We start from the raw sequence: 20,776 nt of genomic DNA, 5'->3' as shown, positions 1-20,776 counted from the left end.
AGATGATAAATAATAATTTTGAAGAATAAAGAAGAATAAATAAGATGAAAAAAGGCTAAATTATATTTACGTTAAAATTATTTTTTGGAGGTGAATATGAAAGAGGGAAAATTAGGGGAGTGATTGTACTTTGGATAGCCATAAAGAATATAGAAAAGCATTTTCTTTATTGATTTTAGTATTAACCTTTTTTTATATAGCACAAATAATGAATATATCATATTACCCTGCTGAAATAAAAATTGCAAAAGGAGAAAATAAAAGTATAGATGTATTATTTCCTTTTTCTCTAAATGCATTGCATGATGAGGATACAATAGTACAATCCACTTATAATCAAAATAATACAAAAGGATTCAAGAAAAGTTACCAAATAAATGGAATAGAGGCTGGAGAAGCCAAATTTCAACTTAAACTCTTAGGATTAATACCAATTAAAAGATTTGATGTAAATGTAGTTAAGAGGCAATTTTTAGTGCCAGGTGGCAATGCGTTAGGAGTAAGATTAAATACTAAGGGTGTTCTAGTTGTAGCAGTAACAGATGTACTTGGAGTGGATGGTAAAAGATATAATCCAGCTAAAGAAGCAGGTATAAAAACTGGGGATAGTATTTTGGAAATAAATGATATAAAGGTAAAGGATGCAGAACATGTGGTGGAATTGTTAAATCAAACCCAAGATAAAAAGATTAAAATTGTAATTGAAAGAAATAAGATAAGGTTTGAAACTGAAGTAATACCTGTAAAGAGCATGCAGGATAATTGTTATAGATTAGGTATATGGGTAAGAGATAAAACTGCTGGCATTGGAACTTTAACTTTTTATGATGAAAATAGTAAAATTTTTGGAGCTTTAGGTCATGGAATAACAGATATGGATACTGGCAATCTGTTAAATGTAGAATATGGAAAAATAACCAATGCAAAAATAGCCAATATCGAGCAAGGAAAAAGAGGAAGCCCTGGAGAAATAAGGGGGATTTTTTATGAAACGGAAAATGTGTTGGGAGAAATTATAAAAAACTCTCCCTATGGAATCTTTGGGGTAATTGGAGATGAGTTTATTAGGTCAAACAAAACAAAACCTATTCCAATTGGCTTCAAAGAAGAGGTAAGAGAAGGAAAAGCCCATATACTAACAACCATTGATAATAATAAGATAGAAAAATTTGAAATTGAGATAATAAAGGCTCAACCACAGCAATATCCAAATCAAAAAAGTATAACAGTTAAAATTGTAGATAAAAGGCTATTACAAAAAACTGGAGGAATTGTTCAAGGTATGAGTGGAAGTCCAATTATACAAGATGGTAAGTTAATAGGTGCAATAACCCATGTATTTGTAAATGATCCTACAAAGGGATATGGTATTTATATTGAATGGATGCTAGAGCAAGTGATGTCAAATTATCAAACAAATAATAAACTTGTTAATAATTTTTAGTGATAGGCTAAAGCCTATCTTTTTTTTTCAAAATTAAAAAATATTTTATAAAATAGAAGGAAATGACGATTGTTTGTCGAATAAATAAATATACCAATAAATAGAAAACAGGGGGTAGTTTATATTGGAGAAAAGAAAAGTTTTGATTGTGGATGACAATCGGGAATTTTGCGAAATTTTAAGCAAATTTATATCTATGGAAGGGGAATTTGAGGTAATTGGTATTGCTAAAGATGGATTGGAAGCTTTAGATAGGATGGCAGAAATAAAACCAGATATCTTAATTTTAGATATCATTATGCCACATTTAGACGGCTTAGGAGTATTAGAGGCATTACATAGCCTGAATTTAGAAAAAATGCCCAAAGTTGTAGTTTTATCAGCCGTTGGCCAGGATCAAATTACACAGAGGGCCATTGAACTAGGAGCTGACTATTATGTGGTTAAACCTTTTGACTTTAAAGTATTTATCAAAAGGCTTAAGCAAATTGCAGGAGAGGATAATAATGGGCAGTCCATATCAAAAAATGATTATATACAGATTCCAAAGACAACGATTTCAACAAATATGGATATAGCTAAGAGTTTAGAAGCAAGGATTACTAATATAATTCATGAAATAGGAGTACCTGCTCATATTAAAGGGTATCTATATTTACGGGAAGCCATTTCCATGGTAATTCAAGATATGGAATTGTTAGGTGCTGTTACTAAAGAATTATATCCAAATATAGCAATTAAATTTAAAACAACCCCCAGTAGGGTGGAAAGAGCTATAAGGCATGCTATTGAAGTCGCTTGGACTAGAGGAAAGATAGATACAATAGATAAGATTTTTGGCTACACCGTCAACAACAATAAAGGTAAACCTACCAATTCGGAATTTATAGCTATGGTAGCTGATAAATTGAGACTTGAGTTGGAGATGATGGAAGGAAATGTTTAATTTTAACCCCACAAAGAATATTGACTTTGTGGGGTTAAATATCTTTTTCACAAAGAGAAATATTATGTTATAATAAATCCGATAGCTATTTGTTAAAATGTAAATAGTTGGGAATAATATGAAGGTGGATAGGCTGGAGGATAAATTATGTATATAAAAGGTGTAGTGAAAAAAGATAGAAAAACAAAGAAATTGACAAATAGGTTAGAATATGGAGATATAGCCTTAATCGATCATAAGGATTTAGATGAAGTAGCAGCTCTTTCATTAGTTGAGAAAAAGGTAAAATGTGTAGTCAATATCAATGAAACAATAAGTGGCAGATATCCTAATCAGGGGCCCTCTGTCTTGGCTGAAGCCAATATTCCTTTATTCCAATCTAATGATGACGTATTTAATCGAATAGATGAAGGTGATATAATAGAAATTATTGAAAACAAAATAATATCCAAAGGAGAAAAAATTGCAGATTGTGAGTTGCTAGATGAAAAACGAATTGAAGAACTATTAAATATTGGATATGCTAATATAGAAAGCGAATTGGAAAGTTTTATAGAAAATACTCTTGAGTATGCCAAGAAGGAAAAAGGTTTAGTTACTGGAAAAATCTCTATTCCTAAGACAAAAACTAAGATAAAAGGTAGACATGTATTGGTAGTGGTAAGAGGTAGGGATTATAAAATGGATTTAGAAGCAATAAAATCTTATATAGATGAAGTTAAACCAATATTGATAGGAGTAGATGGGGGAGGAGATGCTCTTTTAGATTTTGGCTACAAGCCTCATATAGTTGTAGGGGATATGGACAGCGTATCGGATAAATGTTTAAAATTAGCAAAGGAAATAATAGTTCATGCCTATCCTGATGGTAGAGCGCCTGGTTTAAAAAGGGTTGAAGAATTAGGTTTAAAAGCTCAAACCTTTCCAGCACCGGGCACTAGTGAGGACATTGCCTTTTTATTAGCTTATGCTAATGGAGCAGATCTTATAGTTGCAGTTGGTACCCATACCAATATGATCGATTTTTTAGAAAAGGGAAGAAGTGGGATGTCTAGTACGTTTTTAGTAAGACTAAAGGTAGGATCCATATTAGTCGATGCAAAAGGAGTAAACAAGTTGTACCATAGTACCTTTAAATTGAAGTATGTTGTAGGAATTACAATTGCAGCCCTAATACCAATTTTAGTAATAACTTTTATGCATCCACTATTAAAGGAGTTGTTACTCCTTTTAAAGATCAGGATAAGGATGATGTTAGGATTATAAAGGAGGATTTTTTTATGATACCAAATATGAAATTCTATGTAATATCAATTGTTGCAATTTTTGCTGCTTTGGGGATTGGAATATATATTGGGTTTACTCTTGATGCACAAAGCTTTATAGTTGAACAAAAAGAGGATATTGCGGCTAAAATAGAGGAAAGGTTCGATTTTCTAACTAAGGAAAATCAACAGCTGAAATCTTCTATAAAAAATATAGAGGCAGAAAATGATAGATATAAATATTTTATCGATTCCACTTATGAGGAAATAGTTAGAAAAAGATTAGAAGGCATTAATGTTGCAATTATTGAAACTAAATCGGATTATATGTATTCAGGTGTAGGTCAAATATTAGAGACAGCTGGAGCAAATGTAATTAATGTAACTACCATATCTGATAGGATTACAAACGAAGAACTATTAAAAGAAATATATGATGATTCCAATTTAGCCAAGTGGGATATCAATTTAATAACCAATAGTATTATTGAATTGACCAGGTCTATTGTCAATGGAGAAGAAACTGAATTGGTAACAAAATTAATGGAAAAAAATTGTATAGATGTGGTAGGCCTCTTCAACGAGCCTGTAGATTATATAATCCTAGCTGGCGGTAGTTTGAAAGAGGAAAAAAATAGATTAAATTTAATCGATAAGGCAATAATTAATACTGCAAAAAATATGGAAAAATCGATTATAGGTGTAGAAAAGGAAAATACTAATATTTCCTATATGGAAGATTATAAAAAATTTAGAATTAGCACTGTAGATAATGTAAATACAAATATTGGCAAGGTATCCCTTATTTTGGCAATGGAGGGCAGACCTGGCCATTATGGTATAAAACCAACGGCTGAAGAATTAACTCCTAGATCTAGTTTACCAGCATTGGAATATTCTAAGGGGAGATAGTATGAAAAAAGGACAGGTATTAATTGTCGTACCGGTATATAATGAAGCTGATAGAATTGCAGATACTATAAAAGGATTAAAAGAAATAGAATTAATTGATGAAATTTTAATTGTTAATGATGGTTCTACTGATAAAACTGGAGAGGTAATAGAGGAATTAGATGTATCTATAATTACATTACAAAAAAACAAAGGCAAAGGTTTTGCAATGAGAAAAGCGATAGAAGAAAGGGAATATGATTATATCGGGTTTGTAGATGGAGATTTAGGATTAACAAGTGTGGAAGTGGAAAAGCTAATATATCCCGTAATAACTGATGAAGTAGATTTTACAATAGCTAAGTTTCCCGAATCTAACGTAAATACTAAAACTAAAGGAGGATTTGGTTTTGTAAAGGGTTTAGCTAAAAAAGGAGTTTATTATTATACTAAAAAGGAAATAAATACTTCTCTTTCTGGCCAAAGGGTATATAAGAAAGAAATTATGAAATATATGAAATATATTCCTGACCGTTATGGTATTGAAGTAGCTATGACTGTACAGGCTTTAGAGAATGGATTTACCTTTAAAGAAGTGCCCGTTAATATGACCCATAGATATTCAGATAGATCTCTAGAGGGATTTAAGCATAGAGGAAAGCAATTTTTAGATATATTTAAAACCTTAATAATTATGTACTTTAGAAGGTGAAATAGATGAATTATATAAATATTTTTAGTTTTCTTATAAGCTTAGCATTATCTTATATTGGTATTCCTATGATTTTGAATATGTTATTAAAAAATAATACGGTAAGCCCAAATTATAAAGGGGAGAATATTCCCCTTTCCATGGGATTATCCTTTGTATTTATACAGATAATTAGTCTTTCAATTATTTTATTAATAACAGGAGAAAATATTGATTATACTGTGTACTATCTATTTTCCTTTTCATTAATGGGGTTTGTAGGGTTACTGGATGATCTAATTGGAGATAAGGATGTAAAGGGTTTTAAGGGACATATAAAGTCTTTTTTTAGAGGAGAACTTACAACAGGAGGAATAAAAGCGGGAGTTGGATTTTTTGTTGCATTGATCATCTCAATAATATTGAGCGTAAATATTATCGAAGTTTTGATAAACACTCTACTAATTGCCTTATTTACAAATTTAATCAACCTATTGGATTTAAGGCCAGGGCGCTCCATAAAAGTATTTATTATGATTTCACTAGTTATGCTAATAACACGCGGGGTTAAGGATTATAATTTCTTTTTTTATTCTTTTTATGGTATATTAGTTATATATTTTCCCTTAGATTTAAAAGCAAAAGCCATGATGGGAGATGTAGGCTCAAACGTTCTAGGTATTACCCTAGGAATATATTGTGCATATACCCATAATTTAGCTAGTAAGATTATATATTTAATTTTATTAATAATAATACATATACTAGCGGAGAGACTGTCATTTTCCAAGATAATTGATAATAATAAAATATTGAAGTTTATTGACAACTTAGGTAGATAGGAGGGGTTAACCTGTTAAGTTATAGGAAAGCCATAGTAATTGAAATAGAAGAAGTTGATCAACACGTTTCTTGGATTAAGGTTCAATTAGACAATAAAATTTCAAAGGCAATAAATTATAATGACCTAACTGGCACTATTAAAATAGGGGACATGGTTATAATAAATACTACTGCTGTGGAATTGTCCTTAGGAACTGGAGGAGTGCATTTTGTTATATTTAATTATAGTAATGAGTCGAAAAGTCTAGAAGGCCAAGGACATATTATGAAGTTAAGATATACTCCCTATCAAATTAGATGTTTAGCTATAGAAGAGGAAGATAGTCAATACCATGAGATATTTAATGATTTTACATCTTTAAACAACCATAGAGTTATAATTGGTTCCTTACATAGCATGTTAGCACCTATTGTTGCCATGTTAAAATGGCTTGATAGTAGAATTGAAGTCAATTATTTAATGACGGATGGAGGTTCCTTACCGATACATTTTAGTAATACTGTTAGAGAATTAAAAGATAAGAAATTAATTAATAAAACTATAACAATTGGCCATGCTTTTGGCGGTGATTTAGAGAGTACAAATATTTACACTGGTTTAATTGCTGCAAAAGAGATATTGAATGGAGATGTGACCATTGTAACAATGGGACCTGGAATAGTTGGAACGGGAACCAAATACGGATTTAGTGGAATAGAACAGGGACAGATTATAGATGCTGTAAATACTCTAGGGGGAGAAGCTATTATAGTACCAAGAATTAGCTTTAAGGACCCAAGAGAAAGACATTTGGGGTTAAGTCATCATACTAGGACTGTTTTGTCAGAAATTGTTAAAACTACTGGCAAAGTAATTATACCAGTGCTAGACGAATACAAATTTAATGTATTAATAGACCAAATTGAAAAGCTTAAGCTTAATAAAAAGTATGAAGTTTTTTATGAAAATGGAGATGAAATCATTGAAGCTATGAATCATTTCTGTCTAAAGGTTACCACTATGGGGAGAGGTTATGAAGAGGATAAAGAATTTTTTAAAACCTTAGGTGCTGTAGGGACTTATATTGTTAAAGGGTTAAAATAGGGGAGGGTTGGTTTTATGAGTTATGAAGAAAAGACTATGAAGTCTGAAAAAATTTATGAAGGAAAAATTGTTAATTTGAGAATCGACACAGTAGAATTACCAGACAAAAAGTATTCTAAAAGAGAAATTGTCGAACATCCTGGTTCTGTTGGAATAATTCCTGTAACTGAAGATGGATCTATAGTATTAGTAGAACAGTTTAGAAAGCCTGTTGAAAAAGCTCTTTTAGAAATCCCAGCTGGGAAAATTGAAATTAATGAGGAACCTAAAGAAACGGCTTTGAGAGAGTTAGTTGAAGAAACAGGATATATAGCAAATAAAATGGAATATATCTCCGAGTTCTACACTTCCCCTGGATTTTCCGATGAAAAAATTTATTTATTCTTGGCCACCGAATTGGAATTTGAAAAGGAAAATCCTGGCGATGATGAATATATAGAGATTAAAAAGATAAAAATTGAAGATTTAATAAATATGATAAATAGAGGAGAAATTATTGATAGTAAAACTATAATAAGTATCTTTTATGCAGAAAAGTATATAAATCAAAAATAATAAGATAGTGATAATATCCTCCTTAAAAGCATATTATTTCATATAGGCTTGTATTAATTGAAGGGAGGATTTATCATTGCCTAATAAGGTCAAAAGATGGCTATTTAAACAATTTCAGGATAATTTTATTATTTATTTTCTAATAATAATCATTTTTGCTATTGGAATAGTAATAGGTTCCATTACTATAAAAATCCTAGATTTTAATCAAAAGAATGATATTATGATTTTTTTAAATTCTTTTTTTAAAACTATGGATGGTAATGATTTTAGCAATACATCCATATTAAAACAATCATTAATTGATAATTTTAAAACTGTTGGAATAATGTGGATAACGGGTATGATATTTATAGGTATCCCTATAATTCCAACTTCTATCTTGTTTAGGGGGTTTGCTTTAGGTTTTACTGTTGGATTTCTTGTCCATGAATATGGACTTGAAGGATTTTTATTTTCCACTTTAGGAATTCTTCCACAAAATTTATTAATAATTCCTGGCATAATTTCCATAGCTTCGATAGGAATGGCCTATTCAATAGATCGTATAAAAATGAGAAAAGCAAGAGTCAAACATGTTAATGCATTTGGAAAAATAGTTGATTACACTATTTTAATATCTATTTTCTCCATTATTATAGTATTGGGTTGTTTTATAGAAGCTTATATATCGCCAATATTTTTGCGATTACTAAAGGATTATTTGAATTAATATTTTTTGGAAGGATTTTCTTAAATTTTGTTTAATAAGTACATAACCAGTAAATAAAGGAGAACCAGTATGTCTGAAACGATTTTAATAAAGTATATAGATTATATAAAAAATGATAAAGGGTTGACTTCCAATACTTTGGAAGCTTATATAAGAGATATAACTCAGTTTAAAGATTATCTTGTAAAAAATAATATTAATGATAGCACTAAAGTTAATAAAACGGTAATTATTACATATTTAATGTATTTACAAAAAGATGGGAAAGCTACTTCAACTATCTCACGAAACCTAGCTTCTATAAGATGTTTTTATCAATATTTATTAAATAACAATCTAATAGGTGAAGATCCTACTCATAATCTACGTTCACCAAAACCTGAAAGAAAGATTCCAAATATTTTAACAAAGGAGGAAGTAGATATTTTATTATCTCAACCAAGTGGGAATAGTTTTAAAGCCATTAGAGACAAAGCTATGTTAGAGTTATTATACGCTACTGGAATAAGGGTTTCTGAAATAATTGCCTTAAATGTGGACAACCTTAATTTAGAGTTAGGATATTTAACTTTAGAAGATGACGGTGAAAATGGAAGGGTTATACCCATTGGAAGCGTTGCATTAGAACATTTAAATAGGTATCTAAACAAATATAGGAAGGAAGTACTAAAAGATAAAAAAGAGAAGGCTTTGTTTTTAAACTATAATGGAAATAGATTGACTAGACAAGGATTTTGGAAAATAATAAAGGAATATACGAAAAAATCAAATATAGATAAAAAGATAACTCCCCATACATTAAGACATTCTTTTGCAGTCCATCTATTACAAAATGGGGCAGATATTAAAACCGTTCAGGAGATGTTAGGCCATTCTGACATTTCTACAACTCAAATATATTCTTTTGCAATAGACAATAAAAAATTAAAGGATGTATATAAAAAAACACATCCTAGAGCATAGGAGGTTAGTATATGGATTATATGAATAAGATGAAAGAGAGCATAAAGTTCATCAAAAGCAAAACAAAAGAAACTCCTTCAATTGGTTTAGTGCTTGGTTCAGGCTTAGGTAGTCTAGGAGAAAAAATTGAAAATCCAATGGTTATAGACTACAAAGACATTCCCAATTTTCCTATGTCAACGGTGGAAGGACATAAAGGACAACTTATACTAGGTCAACTAGGTAATAAAAAGGTAATTGCTATGCAGGGCAGATTTCATTATTATGAAGGATATCCTTTAAAGGATGTTGTATTTCCTATTAGGGTTATGATAGGCTTGGGAATTGAGAATTTAATTGTTACTAATGCTGCTGGTGGAGTTGACGAGGATTTTTGCCCTGGAGATTTAATGATAATCAAGGATCATATAAACTTTACAGGCCAGAACCCACTAATAGGTCAAAATTTTGATGATTTAGGACCTAGGTTTGTGGATATGACTAGGGCTTATGATGAAAGACTAATGTCCATAGCAAAAAAAGCTGGTGAAGATTTAGGCATATCCTTGAAAGAAGGTGTATATATGTGGTTTACTGGGCCAACTTATGAAACGCCAGCTGAGATAAAATTAGCTAGAACTCTAGGAGCTTCAGCTGTTGGAATGTCTACTGTACCAGAAGTAATAGTTGCTGCTCATCAAGGTATTAAGGTTTTGGGTATTTCCTGTATAACTAATATGGCAGCTGGAATATTAGATCAACCTTTAAAGCACGACGAAGTTATTGAAACATCTTTGATGGTTAAAGATAAGTTTGAAAGGCTAGTAGTAGAGATACTATTCAATATTTAATTGGAGTGACAAGCATGAGAATATATGATATTATTAAGAAAAAAAGGGACGGAGAAGAACTTACTACTGAAGAGGTAAACTATTTCGTGAAAAATTATACTGAAGGAAAGATTCCAGATTATCAAATTTCAGCTTTATTGATGGCAATCTATTTTAATAAGATGAATAAAAGAGAAACCATAGATCTAACTAGGGCTATGGTTAATTCAGGCGATATTGTAGACTTGTCAGGGATTAAGGGAATAAAGGTTGATAAACACTCGACAGGAGGAGTTGGGGATACAGTAACATTAATATTAGGGCCAATGATAGCCGCTTGTGATGTACCTTTTGTTAAGATGTCTGGTAGAGGGTTAGGACATACGGGAGGAACTTTAGATAAATTAGAATCTATAAATGGTTTTAGGGTAGAACTAACCAATGAAGAGTTTTTAAGATATACTAATAATATTAAGATATCTATTTGCAGTCAAACGGCTAATATAACCCCAGCTGATAAGAAATTATATTCTCTAAGGGATGTTACAGCTACCGTAGAAAACCTATCATTAATTGCCAGCAGTATAATGAGTAAAAAATTGGCTATTGGTTCTGACGCAATTATATTGGATGTGAAGGTAGGCAATGGAGCATTTATGAAGAATATTGATGATGCAATCCATTTAGCAAAGGAGATGGTAGCTATTGGTACGGGATATGGTAGAGAGACCATAGCAATAGTTTCAAATATGGATGAACCATTAGGAAAAGCTATTGGAAATTCGCTAGAGATAAAAGAAGCTATAAAAACTCTAAAAGGTAATGGACCTGAAGATCTGTTTCAACTTACTTTACAGTTAGGAACAAAATTGTTGTTGTTAGCTAAGAAAGTTGAAAAAGAAGAAGAAGCCAAAAAACTATTAAAAGAAATAATTGATTCTGGTGCAGCTTACAATAAATTCAAAGAATTAGTTAAATGGCAAGGCGGAGATGTAAATCAGATTGAGAACCCGGAATTGTTACCAAAAGCAAAATATATAATTGAAGTTAAAAGTGAGAAAGAAGGTTATATCAAATCATTAAATGCTGAGGAAATTGGTAAATGTGCTTTAAAACTAGGTGCTGGAAGGGAAACTATGGATTCGACAATCGATCTCTCTGCAGGTATTATATTAAACAAAAAGGTAGATGATAAGGTAATGGTAGGCGAAACATTGGCACAAATTCATACTAATGATATATCAAAAGGAAAAGATGTAGAAGAGGATTTAAAGGGATTGTTTGAAATTGGAGAAAAGAATAAAAAATCGAAGAAACTAATATATGGCCTTGTAACGAAAGATAGAGTTGAAATATATTAATCTGTATGTAAAAAACACCTTAATTTGACCTGAACCCATTTAGGTTTACAGTCGAAATAATAAAAGCTATAGATGAGTAGGATTGAAAGAGATCCTACTTCTCTTATTTTACTGGGGTACCCCAGTAAAATTTCTATGCAGCCATCATTCTATATTCTATTGGTGCAAATCCATCACATTTTTTCTGTGGTCTATCATTATTATAAAATTCTATATAATCTTCTATATCTTTTTCCAATTCTTCAAATGTATTGTATCCTTCTTTTTTAAATCTTAAATAATATCTTTCTGATTTTATCTTACCCAAAATGATTCCATTGGACAATTATCAATGCATTTTCCTGGTCTAGACATGCTTTGAGTCATCCCTTGAAGCTCTAGCATTCTCTTAAACCCATAAGATGTATATTGATAGCCACGATCACTATGTATTAATGGCTTTGCTTTAGGATTGTTTTTTATAGCTTCTTCTAGTGTATCAAATACTAGCTGATTATTGTTTGAATGACCGATTTTAAATGCTACCATACTGTTATCATATAAATCCATAATTGCACTTAAATATGCTTTTTTATTAGCTCCATATTTAAATTCTGTTACATCGGTAACCCATTTTTTATTAGCCTTATTAGCAATAAAATCTCTATTTAGTATGTTCTCTGCTACATAATCAGGAGTAGACTTTACATAGTTATTCTTCTCAACATCTTCATAAACTTCTAATATTACATCTACTAATTTTGTATTTTTAATTTCATTTTCTGATTTGTTTCTATTTCTGTATTGATAGTACGCTTGTCTTGATATTCCTGCACATCTACATAACTCAGAGATAGAGTAGCCTTTGTTATGTAGTTCAGTTATGGCTGAGTGCATTCTAAAGGCAGGAACTCGGCCTAACGATACCTCTTCTCGAGTTCCTCTAATTTTTTTAGCAGAGCATTCTCCACTTCTAATTCTCTATTTTGTTTCTTAAGTTTTCTAATTTCAATCGCTAATTTATCTTCTTTTGTTAAAGAAGTTTCTTCCTTTGATTTACCTCTTCTATCGATTAAGCCTTGTTCTCCAGATTCTTCAAGCTTTCTAACCCAAGAGTAGACTTGCTGGTAGCTAACATCGTAGATTTTTGCAGTTTCTGAATAATTGTAGTTATTTTCTATGCAATATTTTGCTATCTCAATTCTTTCCTCATAAGTTGTTTTACGACCTTTTTTCATGGATTTTTGAATTCCTTTCGGGTAAGATTTTAATTCTTTACTAGTATTATACTTCAAAATCCATTTTCTCAAAGAAGAATTACTTCTTATTCCATATTTTGTGCAAATATCTCTTAGAGAACCTTTACCATTTAGATAGTCCTCAACAGCAGCAATTTTCAATTCTATTGAATACCTAGTCCATGTTCCTTTCTCCTTTATGCCATCAATACCAAATGTCTCATACTTCTTAGTCCAAATTCGAATGGTTTTCACATCTACATCAAATCCTCTAGATAATTTAGTAGCAGATTCACCATTCTGATATCTTTCTACCGCTATCAGTTTGATTTCTACACTATGTTTACTTCTTTCAGACATACAAAACCCCCTTAAAGTTTTAACAGGTTTTTATTATTTCACCTGTAAACTTTAAGGGGGTATGGTCATTCATAAGGTGTTTTTTTGCGTGTTTTTTACAACTAATAGGAAAATTCTCATCTAAAAATATCTTTTAGATAAAACTTGAGCTAAATGGATTTCAAAATAGGACTCCTTATAATACTCGAGAGAAGGCTTTTTTATTTAGCAAAATTAATAGAATATTATTACTTTTATAGAATAGTTTGTATAACTAAAGATTTGAATGGATATTATAAAAGTAAAGATTGATTTAGGAGGTTGTCTAGTGAATAGGAGAATAATTTCAACAATTTTGCTATTAATAATTTGGTTTACTATTCCATCTATCGCTTTTGCAGAAGATGAATTAAATATTCAAGCCAAATCAGCCCTGCTCATGGATTATCACACAGGAGAAGTTATATATGAAAAGAATCCTCATGAAAAGTTACCTCCTGCTAGTGTAAGCAAAATCATGACTCTTTTACTTGGTATGGAGGCTTTAGAGATGGGAAAAATTAATCTGACTGACCAAGTTAGGATAAGTTCACATGCAGCAGGAATGGGAGGTAGTCAATTATGGTTAGAAGAAGGGGAAACCCAAACTGTGGAAGATTTGTTTAAATCTATTACTATTAGATCTGCCAATGATGCTTCGGCAGCTTTAGCTGAACATATAGCCGGAAGTGAAGAAATATTTGTTAAAATGATGAACGAAAAAGCAAAATCCTTAGGCATGAAAAATACAAGCTTCATGAATGCTTCAGGCCTTCCAGATGAAAACCACTATGTATCTGCATATGATGTAGCGTTAATGTCGGTAGAACTATTAAAACATAAGCAAATCCATAATTGGCTAACTGTTTATATGGATGAAATTCTCGTAGGAAAAAAGAAGGATAAGGTACAGAGTTTAGTGAATACCAATAGGCTTATAAAAGAATATGAAGGTACTACGGGGATAAAAACTGGTTCTACAAAGGAAGCAGGGTTCTGCCTGGCTGCTTCAGCAAAAAGAGGAAATTTACAGCTAATAGCCGTTATAATGGGCAGTGAAACATCAAAAATTAGATTTGATGAAGCTATGAGGTTGTTAGATTATGGATTTGCAAATTATGATTCCATTACCATAGGGAAAAAAGGTGATATTTTAGGTAAAGTAGAAGTTCATAAAGGAGATATTCCATATATAGAGGCGGTTTTAGAAAAAGATAGCTATATACTTTTACCAAAAGGGAATAGTGGAAATATTAGCAAGGAAATATTATTACCCGAATTCTTGGAAAGCCCTATTAATGAAGGTCAAGAAATAGGTCAAATGATAGTTAAATTAGATGGTGTAGAAGTTGATAGAATTAAATTAGTATCTAAGGCTAAAGCGGATAAGGCAGGTTTTAAGGAAATGTTTAAGAAGACTTTGAAAAACTTTCTCATTAATAAATGATATAAAATATTTATTTGTATTTTATATTAAAACATAATAGAATATAATAAAGATGGTGAAACCTCGGCTTATAAGTCGAGGTTCTAATAATTCAAATTAGAAAGAGGAAAATAATGGGATATGATTTTTTATTTAGATTACCAGGATTATTAGTAGCAATAATAATCCATGAGTTTTCTCATGGTTATGTAGCCTATATATTAGGCGATAATACAGCCAAGGAAGCAGGGAGGTTAACGATAAACCCACTTAAACACCTAGATATAACTGGATTTATTTTTTTATTATTGTTTAGGTTCGGGTGGGCCAAGCCTGTGCCCATAAACCCAAATAACTTCAAAAATAGGAAAAGGGGTATGATTGCCGTATCCTTAGCCGGACCTTTTTCTAATTTTATTATGGCATTAATTATTGGGTTCACAATATCTATGGATATAATATCAAGCAATATTTTGTTTAATATATTAATTATTATGTTATGGTATAATCTAATGTTGGGGGTCTTCAATTTACTACCTCTGCCGCCCTTAGATGGTTCGAAGGTTTTAGCTAGTTTATTACCGGTCAAATATGAATACCTTTTTTACAAGAATGAGAGATATCTATATTTAATTTTAATTATATTAGTTGCAACAAATACTATTAATAAAATATTGGGTCCAATTATTGACTTAAGTTTGAATATATTAATTAAAATAATTGTTTAATGGGAGTTTTATTATGGATTACAAGATTGTATTAGAAACTTTTGAAGGTCCAATGGATTTGTTACTACATTTGATTGATAAGGCACAGATTGATATTTATGATATACCCATTAACGAAATAACAGAGCAATATTTAGATTATATAGCCAGGATGGAAGAACTAGATTTAGAGATAACTAGTGATTTCTTACTTATGGCTGCTACTCTATTAGAAATAAAATCAAAATTACTTTTGCCCCAAAAGAATAATAAAGATGAAGATGAACAACTAAAAATGGATGATGTTGATCCAAGATTAGAATTAGTGAAGAAATTAGTAGAATACAAAAAATATAAGCTTGCATCAACCAAATTTCGCAACCTAGAAAAGGTGCAAAACAAAGTATATTATAAACCTCAGGAAGACCTGTCCTATTTTATTAATGAAGAAGAAGATCTAGAACAAATGGATTTAAAAGAATTGGTTAAAGCCTTTAATAACATATTAGAAAAAAGAACAAAAACCCAAACTTCTCTAAAAATAAATGAAATCCAAAAGGAAGAATACACTTTAGATGAATGTATTGAAAAGATAAAGGACTCACTTAAAGAGAAAAAAAGTGTTAAATTCAGTACTCTAATAGGTGAAAATCCTAATAGGAAGGAAATAGTTGTAACATTTTTATCATTACTTGAACTTATTAGAACTAAATATATTAGAATCTATCAAGAAGATAATTTTTCAGATATAATAATTTATGAGAATGATAAAGAGGGTGTATAAATTATGGAGAAAAAAGAGGTTAAATCTATAATAGAAGCATTATTATTTATATGGGGGGAGCCTTTATCGTTAAAGGATATTTCTGATATTCTGGAAATAGAGGAAGAAGAAACTAAAAATATATTAAATGAGATGATAGACCAATTTAATTATAATAGAAGAGGGCTGAGGATAGTACGAATAGAGGATAGCTATCAACTATCAACAAGGCCCGAACACTACCATTGGATAAGTAAATTGTCACAAGAAAAAAACAATAAAAGTCTTTCAAATGCAGCTTTAGAGACTTTATCCATTATAGCATATAGACAACCTATAACAAGGAATGAAATTGAAGCTATTAGAGGTGTAAGATGTGATAAGGCTTTAGATACCTTACTGAATAAAAATTTGATTGAAGAAAAGGGTAGATTAGAAAGGACTGGTCGTCCAATTATATATGGTACTACTAAGGAGTTTCTAAGATATTTTGGATTAGAAAATTTAAATGATTTACCGTCTCTTAAGGATTTTGAACTGAAAAATGAAGAGATAAATGAGGGAGAAGAATAATACAAATATATGTATTATTCTTTTTTTTATGGAAAATATAGATAGTAGCAACCAAATAAATTTGGAGTGAAAATATGAAATGCTTATTGAGCGTAGTACCGATTTTTATGATCATACTCTTGATTATGCCAATGGAATTTAAGATTATATACAATTATATAGAAGGCAGTAGTCGATTAAATATTACCACATCCTATCTATTTGGAATATTTAAACCTGAATTTTATCCTTTCGACAAGGAGAAAAAAGATAGAAATTATAAAACAGGATTTTTAGATAGGATTAAATCTATCCATAAGGATGACCAGTATAAGGAGTTTATCGATATGATTTGGGAAAAGTTAGTTATTAAAAGGGTAAATTGGGAAACTAAGATAGGATTTGAAGATGCATTCTATGTAGGTACTATTATAGGTAGTCTATGGTTTTTAAAAAGTCTTATAGTAGGATTTTTGTTATCTAAGAAAGAAGTCGAGGATTTAAATTATAATGTAATTCCAATTTTTAATAAAAATCAATTAGAAATAATATTTGATTGCATAATAAAAATAAGAATGGTTTATATTATAATTGTATGGATTTGGCAGAGAAAAACAAATAAAGGTGGTGAGGTAATTGGCAGAACATCCAATAGAAGGTTTAATGAAAACTACAATGAATAGTTTAAAAGAAATGGTAGATGTAAATACTATTATTGGAGATCCGGTACAGTCACCGGACGGATTGGTTATTATTCCAGTATCGAAGATTTCTTTTGGTTTTGCATCTGGAGGTAGTGAGTTTAATAAAATCAAAAACACAAAAGAAGGGGAAATTGATGAAGAAAAACTCCCTTTCGGTGGTGGTAGTGGAGCTGGGGTATCGGTACAACCAGTAGGCTTTATAGTTGCAGGAAATAATCAAATTAAATTATTAACTGTGGATGAAGGAAATACTGCTTTAAGTAGTTTATTTGATTTTATGACTAAACTGGCAGACAGTATCCAACAGTCAATGAGTAAGGAAAAGAAATATTCTGATAGCACTGTAAATTTAGATAATGTTCATAATCCAACTTAGGAAGCAGAAAATTCTGCTTCTATTACTTTATTATTAGGGAGGTTTGTTCTTGAATAGAAAAATTCTTATATCTGTTATAATAATAAACTTATTTTGGGGGAAAATCGCTTTATGTCAAGAACCGGATATAAGCGCTCAAAGCGCAGTGCTCATAGACGCACAATCAAAAAGAATTTTGGCTAGTTATAATCCCTATATTAAATTACCAATGGCAAGTACTACAAAGATAATGACGGCTTTAATAGCTTTAGAAAGGGGAAAATTAACTGAGGAGATAAAAATAGATAGAAATGCTGTAGGAATTGAAGGATCCAGTATATATTTAGAAGAAGGGGAGATTATTACCTTAGAGGATTTATTATACGGTTTAATGCTTAGATCTGGCAACGATTCTGCTGTGGCCATAGCAAATTATATTGGGAAAGATATTGAAGACTTTATAAAATTGATGAATTATATGGCAAAGAAAATAGGCGCTGAGAATACTAATTTTATGAATCCCCATGGACTCCATGATGATAATCACTATTCTACTGCATATGATCTAGCATTGATTACAGCGAAAGCTATGGAATTGGAGAAATTTAGCGAAATCGTTAGTAGTAAAACCTGGAAAGCAGATAGAAATAAAAATAATATATTCTACAATAAAAATAAGACCCTATGGGAATATGAAGGAGGAGATGGAGTAAAAACTGGTTATACTACCAGGGCAGGTAGGTGTTTGGTAACCAGTGCCACAAGAAATGGTACCAAGTTAATTGCAGTAGCATTAAACGATGGTAATTGGTTCAATGACTGCTATAAGCTAATGGATTATGGGTTTGAGAATTTTACTACTTATGTAATATGTGAAAAGGAACAATTTTTCAAGAAAATTCCTATAAATAATGGAAAGAAAGATTTTGTATCTGCAATTTCCCAAGATACTTTTATATATCCCCTAAAAGAGGAAGAGTTAGATAGAGTCAAGATCAATCTCAACTTACCTAAAGCTATAGAGGCTCCTATTGCCAAAGGTGAAATTATTGGGGATATAACTATATATTTAGATGGACAGATTATCCATATGGGAAAAGTTATATCAAAAGAAAAAGTAGAAAAATTAGGTATGATTAAAAGATTTATTAAGAAAATTCAAAGCTAATAAAGCCTATGGGCTTTTTTCTTTTTTTAAATAGTAATATGGTTTTATATTCTGTATTCTACTATAAATAAATAATTAATTATATTATACATAATTAATTTTACAAATTAGTTTTAAAAGGCTAAAATAAGTATAGTGAACAGAAGGAGGTTTTTAAATTATGAGATTACAAAAGTACATAGCACAGTCAGGAATAACCTCAAGAAGAAAGGCTGAAGAACTAATTTTGCAGGGTAGAGTTAAAGTTAATGATAATGTTATAAAAGAACTTGGTACAAAAGTTGATCCGGAAAAGGATGTAGTAAAAGTCGATAATAAAAAAATTAGGCTAGTAAAAGACAAAATTTATATAATGTTGAATAAGCCAGAAGGATATGTTACGACTTTAAAGAGTAAATATAATGATAAAATAGTCTTGGATTTAGTTCATGATGTTGATGAAAGGATTTTTCCCGTAGGTAGACTTGATAAAGATACTTCTGGACTGCTCCTAATGACTAATGATGGTAACTTAGCTTACAAACTTACCCATCCAAGCTCTCAGGTATATAAAAAATATATAGCATTAGTAGAGGGAGTACCTAATAGTAAGCAATTAAATAAGTTTAGAAAGGGACTAAAATTAGATGGTAGAATGACGGCTAAGGCTTATATTAGAATTGTAAGAAAATATAAGGACTCTTCCTTATTGGAAATATCAATTTATGAAGGTAGAAATAGGCAAGTTAGGAAGATGTGTGAATATATTAGACATCCGGTAATAAAACTTAGTAGGGTAGCCATTGGTGAATTGAAAATTGGAGATCTTGAGTTAGGTAAGTGGAGATATTTAACTAATAATGAAATTAGATATTTAAAATCCCTTTAGTAAAAAGGATTGCATATTATAATGTTAAATATATTCAGCTTTATTTTTCATAAGCTATCAATTATAATTAACATAGGAGTGGAAAGTTGTGTTGATATTGCGGCAAATAGAAAAAAAAGATTATAATAAGGTTAAGCCTATTCTCAAAGATAATTTGATAGAAGATGATTTGTTAGATGGAATAGTATATATATTAGAAAATAAGGATGAAATTATTGGAATAGGTAAGATATTTTTAAAAGATAGCTATGGTATATTAAAATACATTGCTGTAGAAGATAAGTTTAGAGGTTTTAATTACGGCGATAGTATCTTAAGAGGAATGTTATTTAAATGTCAAGCTATGGGTATCAATAATATATACTATTGTGACAATAGTAGCTATTTGATTAAGAAAGGTTTCATACATAATAGACAATATTTTTCAAATGAGTACAAACTTTATTTAAAAATAAATGATTTTTTTACCAAATATTGTTGTGGTGATAAAAATGGGGTTTAAATATTTTGTCAATACAGTGGATTTAGCAAAGAAAATTATGTATTACTATGTGAAAAGTGGAAGTATAGCAATAGATTGCACTGTAGGAAATGGAAATGATACTATTTTGTTATCCAAATTAGTTGGGAAAAAAGGAAAAGTCTATGGTTTTGATATTCAGCCTGTAGCTTTAAAAATAACTAAAGAAAAATTGTTTAAAGAGAATTTAGATAAAAGGGTAATTCTAATAAACGATGGCCATGAAAATATTGATAGATATATTTTTAATGAAGTAGATTTTATCATATATAATCTAGGCTATTTACCAGGTGGTAATAAAAGCATTAAAACTGAAATCTATTCAACTTTAGAGAGTATAAAAAAATCCTTATACTTGTTAAGAAAAAATGGATTGTTGCTAATAACTTGCTATACTGGTCATGAAGGCGGTTTAGAGGAAAAAGAAGGAGTAAAAGATTTCCTGAAAGAACTTGACCAAAAGGAATACAGTGTTTTAAAATTTAATTTTTTAAATCAGAAAAATAATCCGCCTGTACTTTTTGGCGTAGAAAAACTATAAAATAGGAGGGGTT

The 20,776-nt window shown here is 30.4% G+C and carries 22 protein-coding genes and 1 pseudogene; 22 read left to right on the top strand and 1 reads right to left on the bottom strand.

Translation table 11 applies throughout. From position 1 onward, the window contains the following. Positions 1-130: 130 nt before the first annotated feature. From spoIVB to CUL_RS0108590, 12 genes are all read left to right on the top strand, one after another. The gene (spoIVB, locus tag CUL_RS0108645) at positions 131-1,444 is read left to right on the top strand and encodes a SpoIVB peptidase (protein WP_005586101.1); all 1,314 of its coding nucleotides are present in this window, start codon (positions 131-133) and stop codon (positions 1,442-1,444) included. Between the two features lie 124 nt (positions 1,445-1,568). Next, positions 1,569-2,390: a sporulation transcription factor Spo0A gene (gene spo0A / locus CUL_RS0108640; protein WP_005582849.1), complete on the top strand. Its 822-nt coding sequence runs from the start codon at positions 1,569-1,571 to the stop codon at positions 2,388-2,390. 147 nt (positions 2,391-2,537) lie between these two features. After that, a complete protein-coding gene (steA, locus tag CUL_RS0108635) occupies positions 2,538-3,656 on the top strand; it encodes a putative cytokinetic ring protein SteA (protein ID WP_005582850.1) in 1,119 nt (372 codons plus the stop codon). A gap of 14 nt (positions 3,657-3,670) precedes the next feature. Further along, positions 3,671-4,567: a copper transporter gene (locus tag CUL_RS0108630; RefSeq protein ID WP_025641177.1), complete on the top strand. Its 897-nt coding sequence runs from the start codon at positions 3,671-3,673 to the stop codon at positions 4,565-4,567. 1 nt (position 4,568) lies between these two features. After that, complete coding sequence (locus CUL_RS0108625; RefSeq protein WP_005582853.1) at positions 4,569-5,258, top strand: glycosyltransferase family 2 protein; 690 nt, start codon at positions 4,569-4,571, stop codon at positions 5,256-5,258. 5 nt (positions 5,259-5,263) lie between these two features. After that, positions 5,264-6,079 carry a hypothetical protein gene (locus CUL_RS0108620; RefSeq protein ID WP_005582854.1) on the top strand — a complete coding sequence of 272 codons (816 nt, stop codon included), beginning with the start codon at positions 5,264-5,266 and terminating at the stop codon, positions 6,077-6,079. Then, the gene (locus CUL_RS0108615; RefSeq protein ID WP_330216558.1) at positions 6,076-7,164 is read left to right on the top strand and encodes a DUF3866 family protein; all 1,089 of its coding nucleotides are present in this window, start codon (positions 6,076-6,078) and stop codon (positions 7,162-7,164) included. Before CUL_RS0108620 ends, CUL_RS0108615 begins: the two co-directional genes overlap by 4 nt. Before the next feature lie 15 nt (positions 7,165-7,179). Beyond that, entirely contained in the window at positions 7,180-7,719 is a 540-nt protein-coding gene (locus CUL_RS0108610; RefSeq protein ID WP_005582857.1) for an NUDIX hydrolase, read from the top strand. 76 nt (positions 7,720-7,795) lie between these two features. After that, positions 7,796-8,431 carry a stage II sporulation protein M gene (spoIIM, locus tag CUL_RS0108605; RefSeq protein WP_025641175.1) on the top strand — a complete coding sequence of 212 codons (636 nt, stop codon included), beginning with the start codon at positions 7,796-7,798 and terminating at the stop codon, positions 8,429-8,431. A gap of 69 nt (positions 8,432-8,500) precedes the next feature. Continuing rightward, positions 8,501-9,394, top strand: a complete 894-nt coding sequence (gene xerD / locus CUL_RS0108600) for a site-specific tyrosine recombinase XerD (protein WP_005582859.1) — start codon at positions 8,501-8,503, stop codon at positions 9,392-9,394. Positions 9,395-9,405: 11 nt separating this feature from the next. Next, on the top strand, positions 9,406-10,224 hold the full coding sequence (locus tag CUL_RS0108595) for a purine-nucleoside phosphorylase (protein ID WP_025641174.1): 819 nt from the start codon (positions 9,406-9,408) through the stop codon (positions 10,222-10,224). 14 nt (positions 10,225-10,238) lie between these two features. Further along, on the top strand, positions 10,239-11,564 hold the full coding sequence (locus tag CUL_RS0108590) for a pyrimidine-nucleoside phosphorylase (RefSeq protein ID WP_025641173.1): 1,326 nt from the start codon (positions 10,239-10,241) through the stop codon (positions 11,562-11,564). A 133-nt stretch (positions 11,565-11,697) separates the two neighbouring features. Here the strand turns inward: CUL_RS0108590 and CUL_RS20160 are convergent. Then, positions 11,698-13,141, bottom strand: a pseudogene (locus tag CUL_RS20160) (IS3 family transposase). Positions 13,142-13,448: 307 nt separating this feature from the next. Here CUL_RS20160 and CUL_RS0108575 point away from each other — a divergent pair. The 10 genes from CUL_RS0108575 (at position 13,449) to CUL_RS0108530 (ending at position 20,763) form a co-directional block, all read left to right on the top strand. Beyond that, complete coding sequence (locus tag CUL_RS0108575) at positions 13,449-14,606, top strand: D-alanyl-D-alanine carboxypeptidase family protein (RefSeq protein ID WP_005582864.1); 1,158 nt, start codon at positions 13,449-13,451, stop codon at positions 14,604-14,606. A 113-nt stretch (positions 14,607-14,719) separates the two neighbouring features. Beyond that, a complete protein-coding gene (locus tag CUL_RS0108570; RefSeq protein WP_005582865.1) occupies positions 14,720-15,313 on the top strand; it encodes a site-2 protease family protein in 594 nt (197 codons plus the stop codon). A 13-nt stretch (positions 15,314-15,326) separates the two neighbouring features. Then, entirely contained in the window at positions 15,327-16,076 is a 750-nt protein-coding gene (locus CUL_RS0108565; RefSeq protein ID WP_025641171.1) for a segregation and condensation protein A, read from the top strand. Positions 16,077-16,079: 3 nt separating this feature from the next. Continuing rightward, complete coding sequence (scpB, locus tag CUL_RS0108560) at positions 16,080-16,628, top strand: SMC-Scp complex subunit ScpB (RefSeq protein WP_025641170.1); 549 nt, start codon at positions 16,080-16,082, stop codon at positions 16,626-16,628. Positions 16,629-16,702: 74 nt separating this feature from the next. Next, the gene (locus tag CUL_RS0108555; RefSeq protein ID WP_005582183.1) at positions 16,703-17,290 is read left to right on the top strand and encodes a DUF2953 domain-containing protein; all 588 of its coding nucleotides are present in this window, start codon (positions 16,703-16,705) and stop codon (positions 17,288-17,290) included. Then, positions 17,244-17,687: a GerW family sporulation protein gene (ytfJ, locus tag CUL_RS0108550; protein WP_005582184.1), complete on the top strand. Its 444-nt coding sequence runs from the start codon at positions 17,244-17,246 to the stop codon at positions 17,685-17,687. The genes CUL_RS0108555 and ytfJ overlap by 47 nt, the downstream gene beginning before the upstream one ends. Positions 17,688-17,736: 49 nt before the next feature. Next, positions 17,737-18,834, top strand: coding sequence for a D-alanyl-D-alanine carboxypeptidase family protein (locus CUL_RS0108545; protein WP_005582185.1), 1,098 nt, complete (start codon positions 17,737-17,739; stop codon positions 18,832-18,834). Between the two features lie 160 nt (positions 18,835-18,994). Continuing rightward, a complete protein-coding gene (locus tag CUL_RS0108540) occupies positions 18,995-19,702 on the top strand; it encodes a pseudouridine synthase (RefSeq protein ID WP_025641169.1) in 708 nt (235 codons plus the stop codon). 88 nt (positions 19,703-19,790) lie between these two features. Beyond that, entirely contained in the window at positions 19,791-20,204 is a 414-nt protein-coding gene (locus tag CUL_RS0108535; RefSeq protein ID WP_005582187.1) for a GNAT family N-acetyltransferase, read from the top strand. Next, positions 20,194-20,763, top strand: coding sequence for a tRNA 5-(aminomethyl)-2-thiouridylate-methyltransferase MnmM (locus tag CUL_RS0108530; protein WP_025641168.1), 570 nt, complete (start codon positions 20,194-20,196; stop codon positions 20,761-20,763). The genes CUL_RS0108535 and CUL_RS0108530 overlap by 11 nt, the downstream gene beginning before the upstream one ends. The last annotated feature ends 13 nt before the right edge of the window (positions 20,764-20,776 follow it).

Origin of the sequence: [Clostridium] ultunense DSM 10521 (assembly GCF_000511955.1) — a bacterium.
Classification (GTDB): Bacteria; Bacillota; Clostridia; order Tissierellales; family Tepidimicrobiaceae; genus Schnuerera; species Schnuerera ultunensis.
The sequence above is the reverse complement of the archived record's forward strand: the minus strand, read 5'-3'. Positions and strand labels throughout refer to the sequence as shown.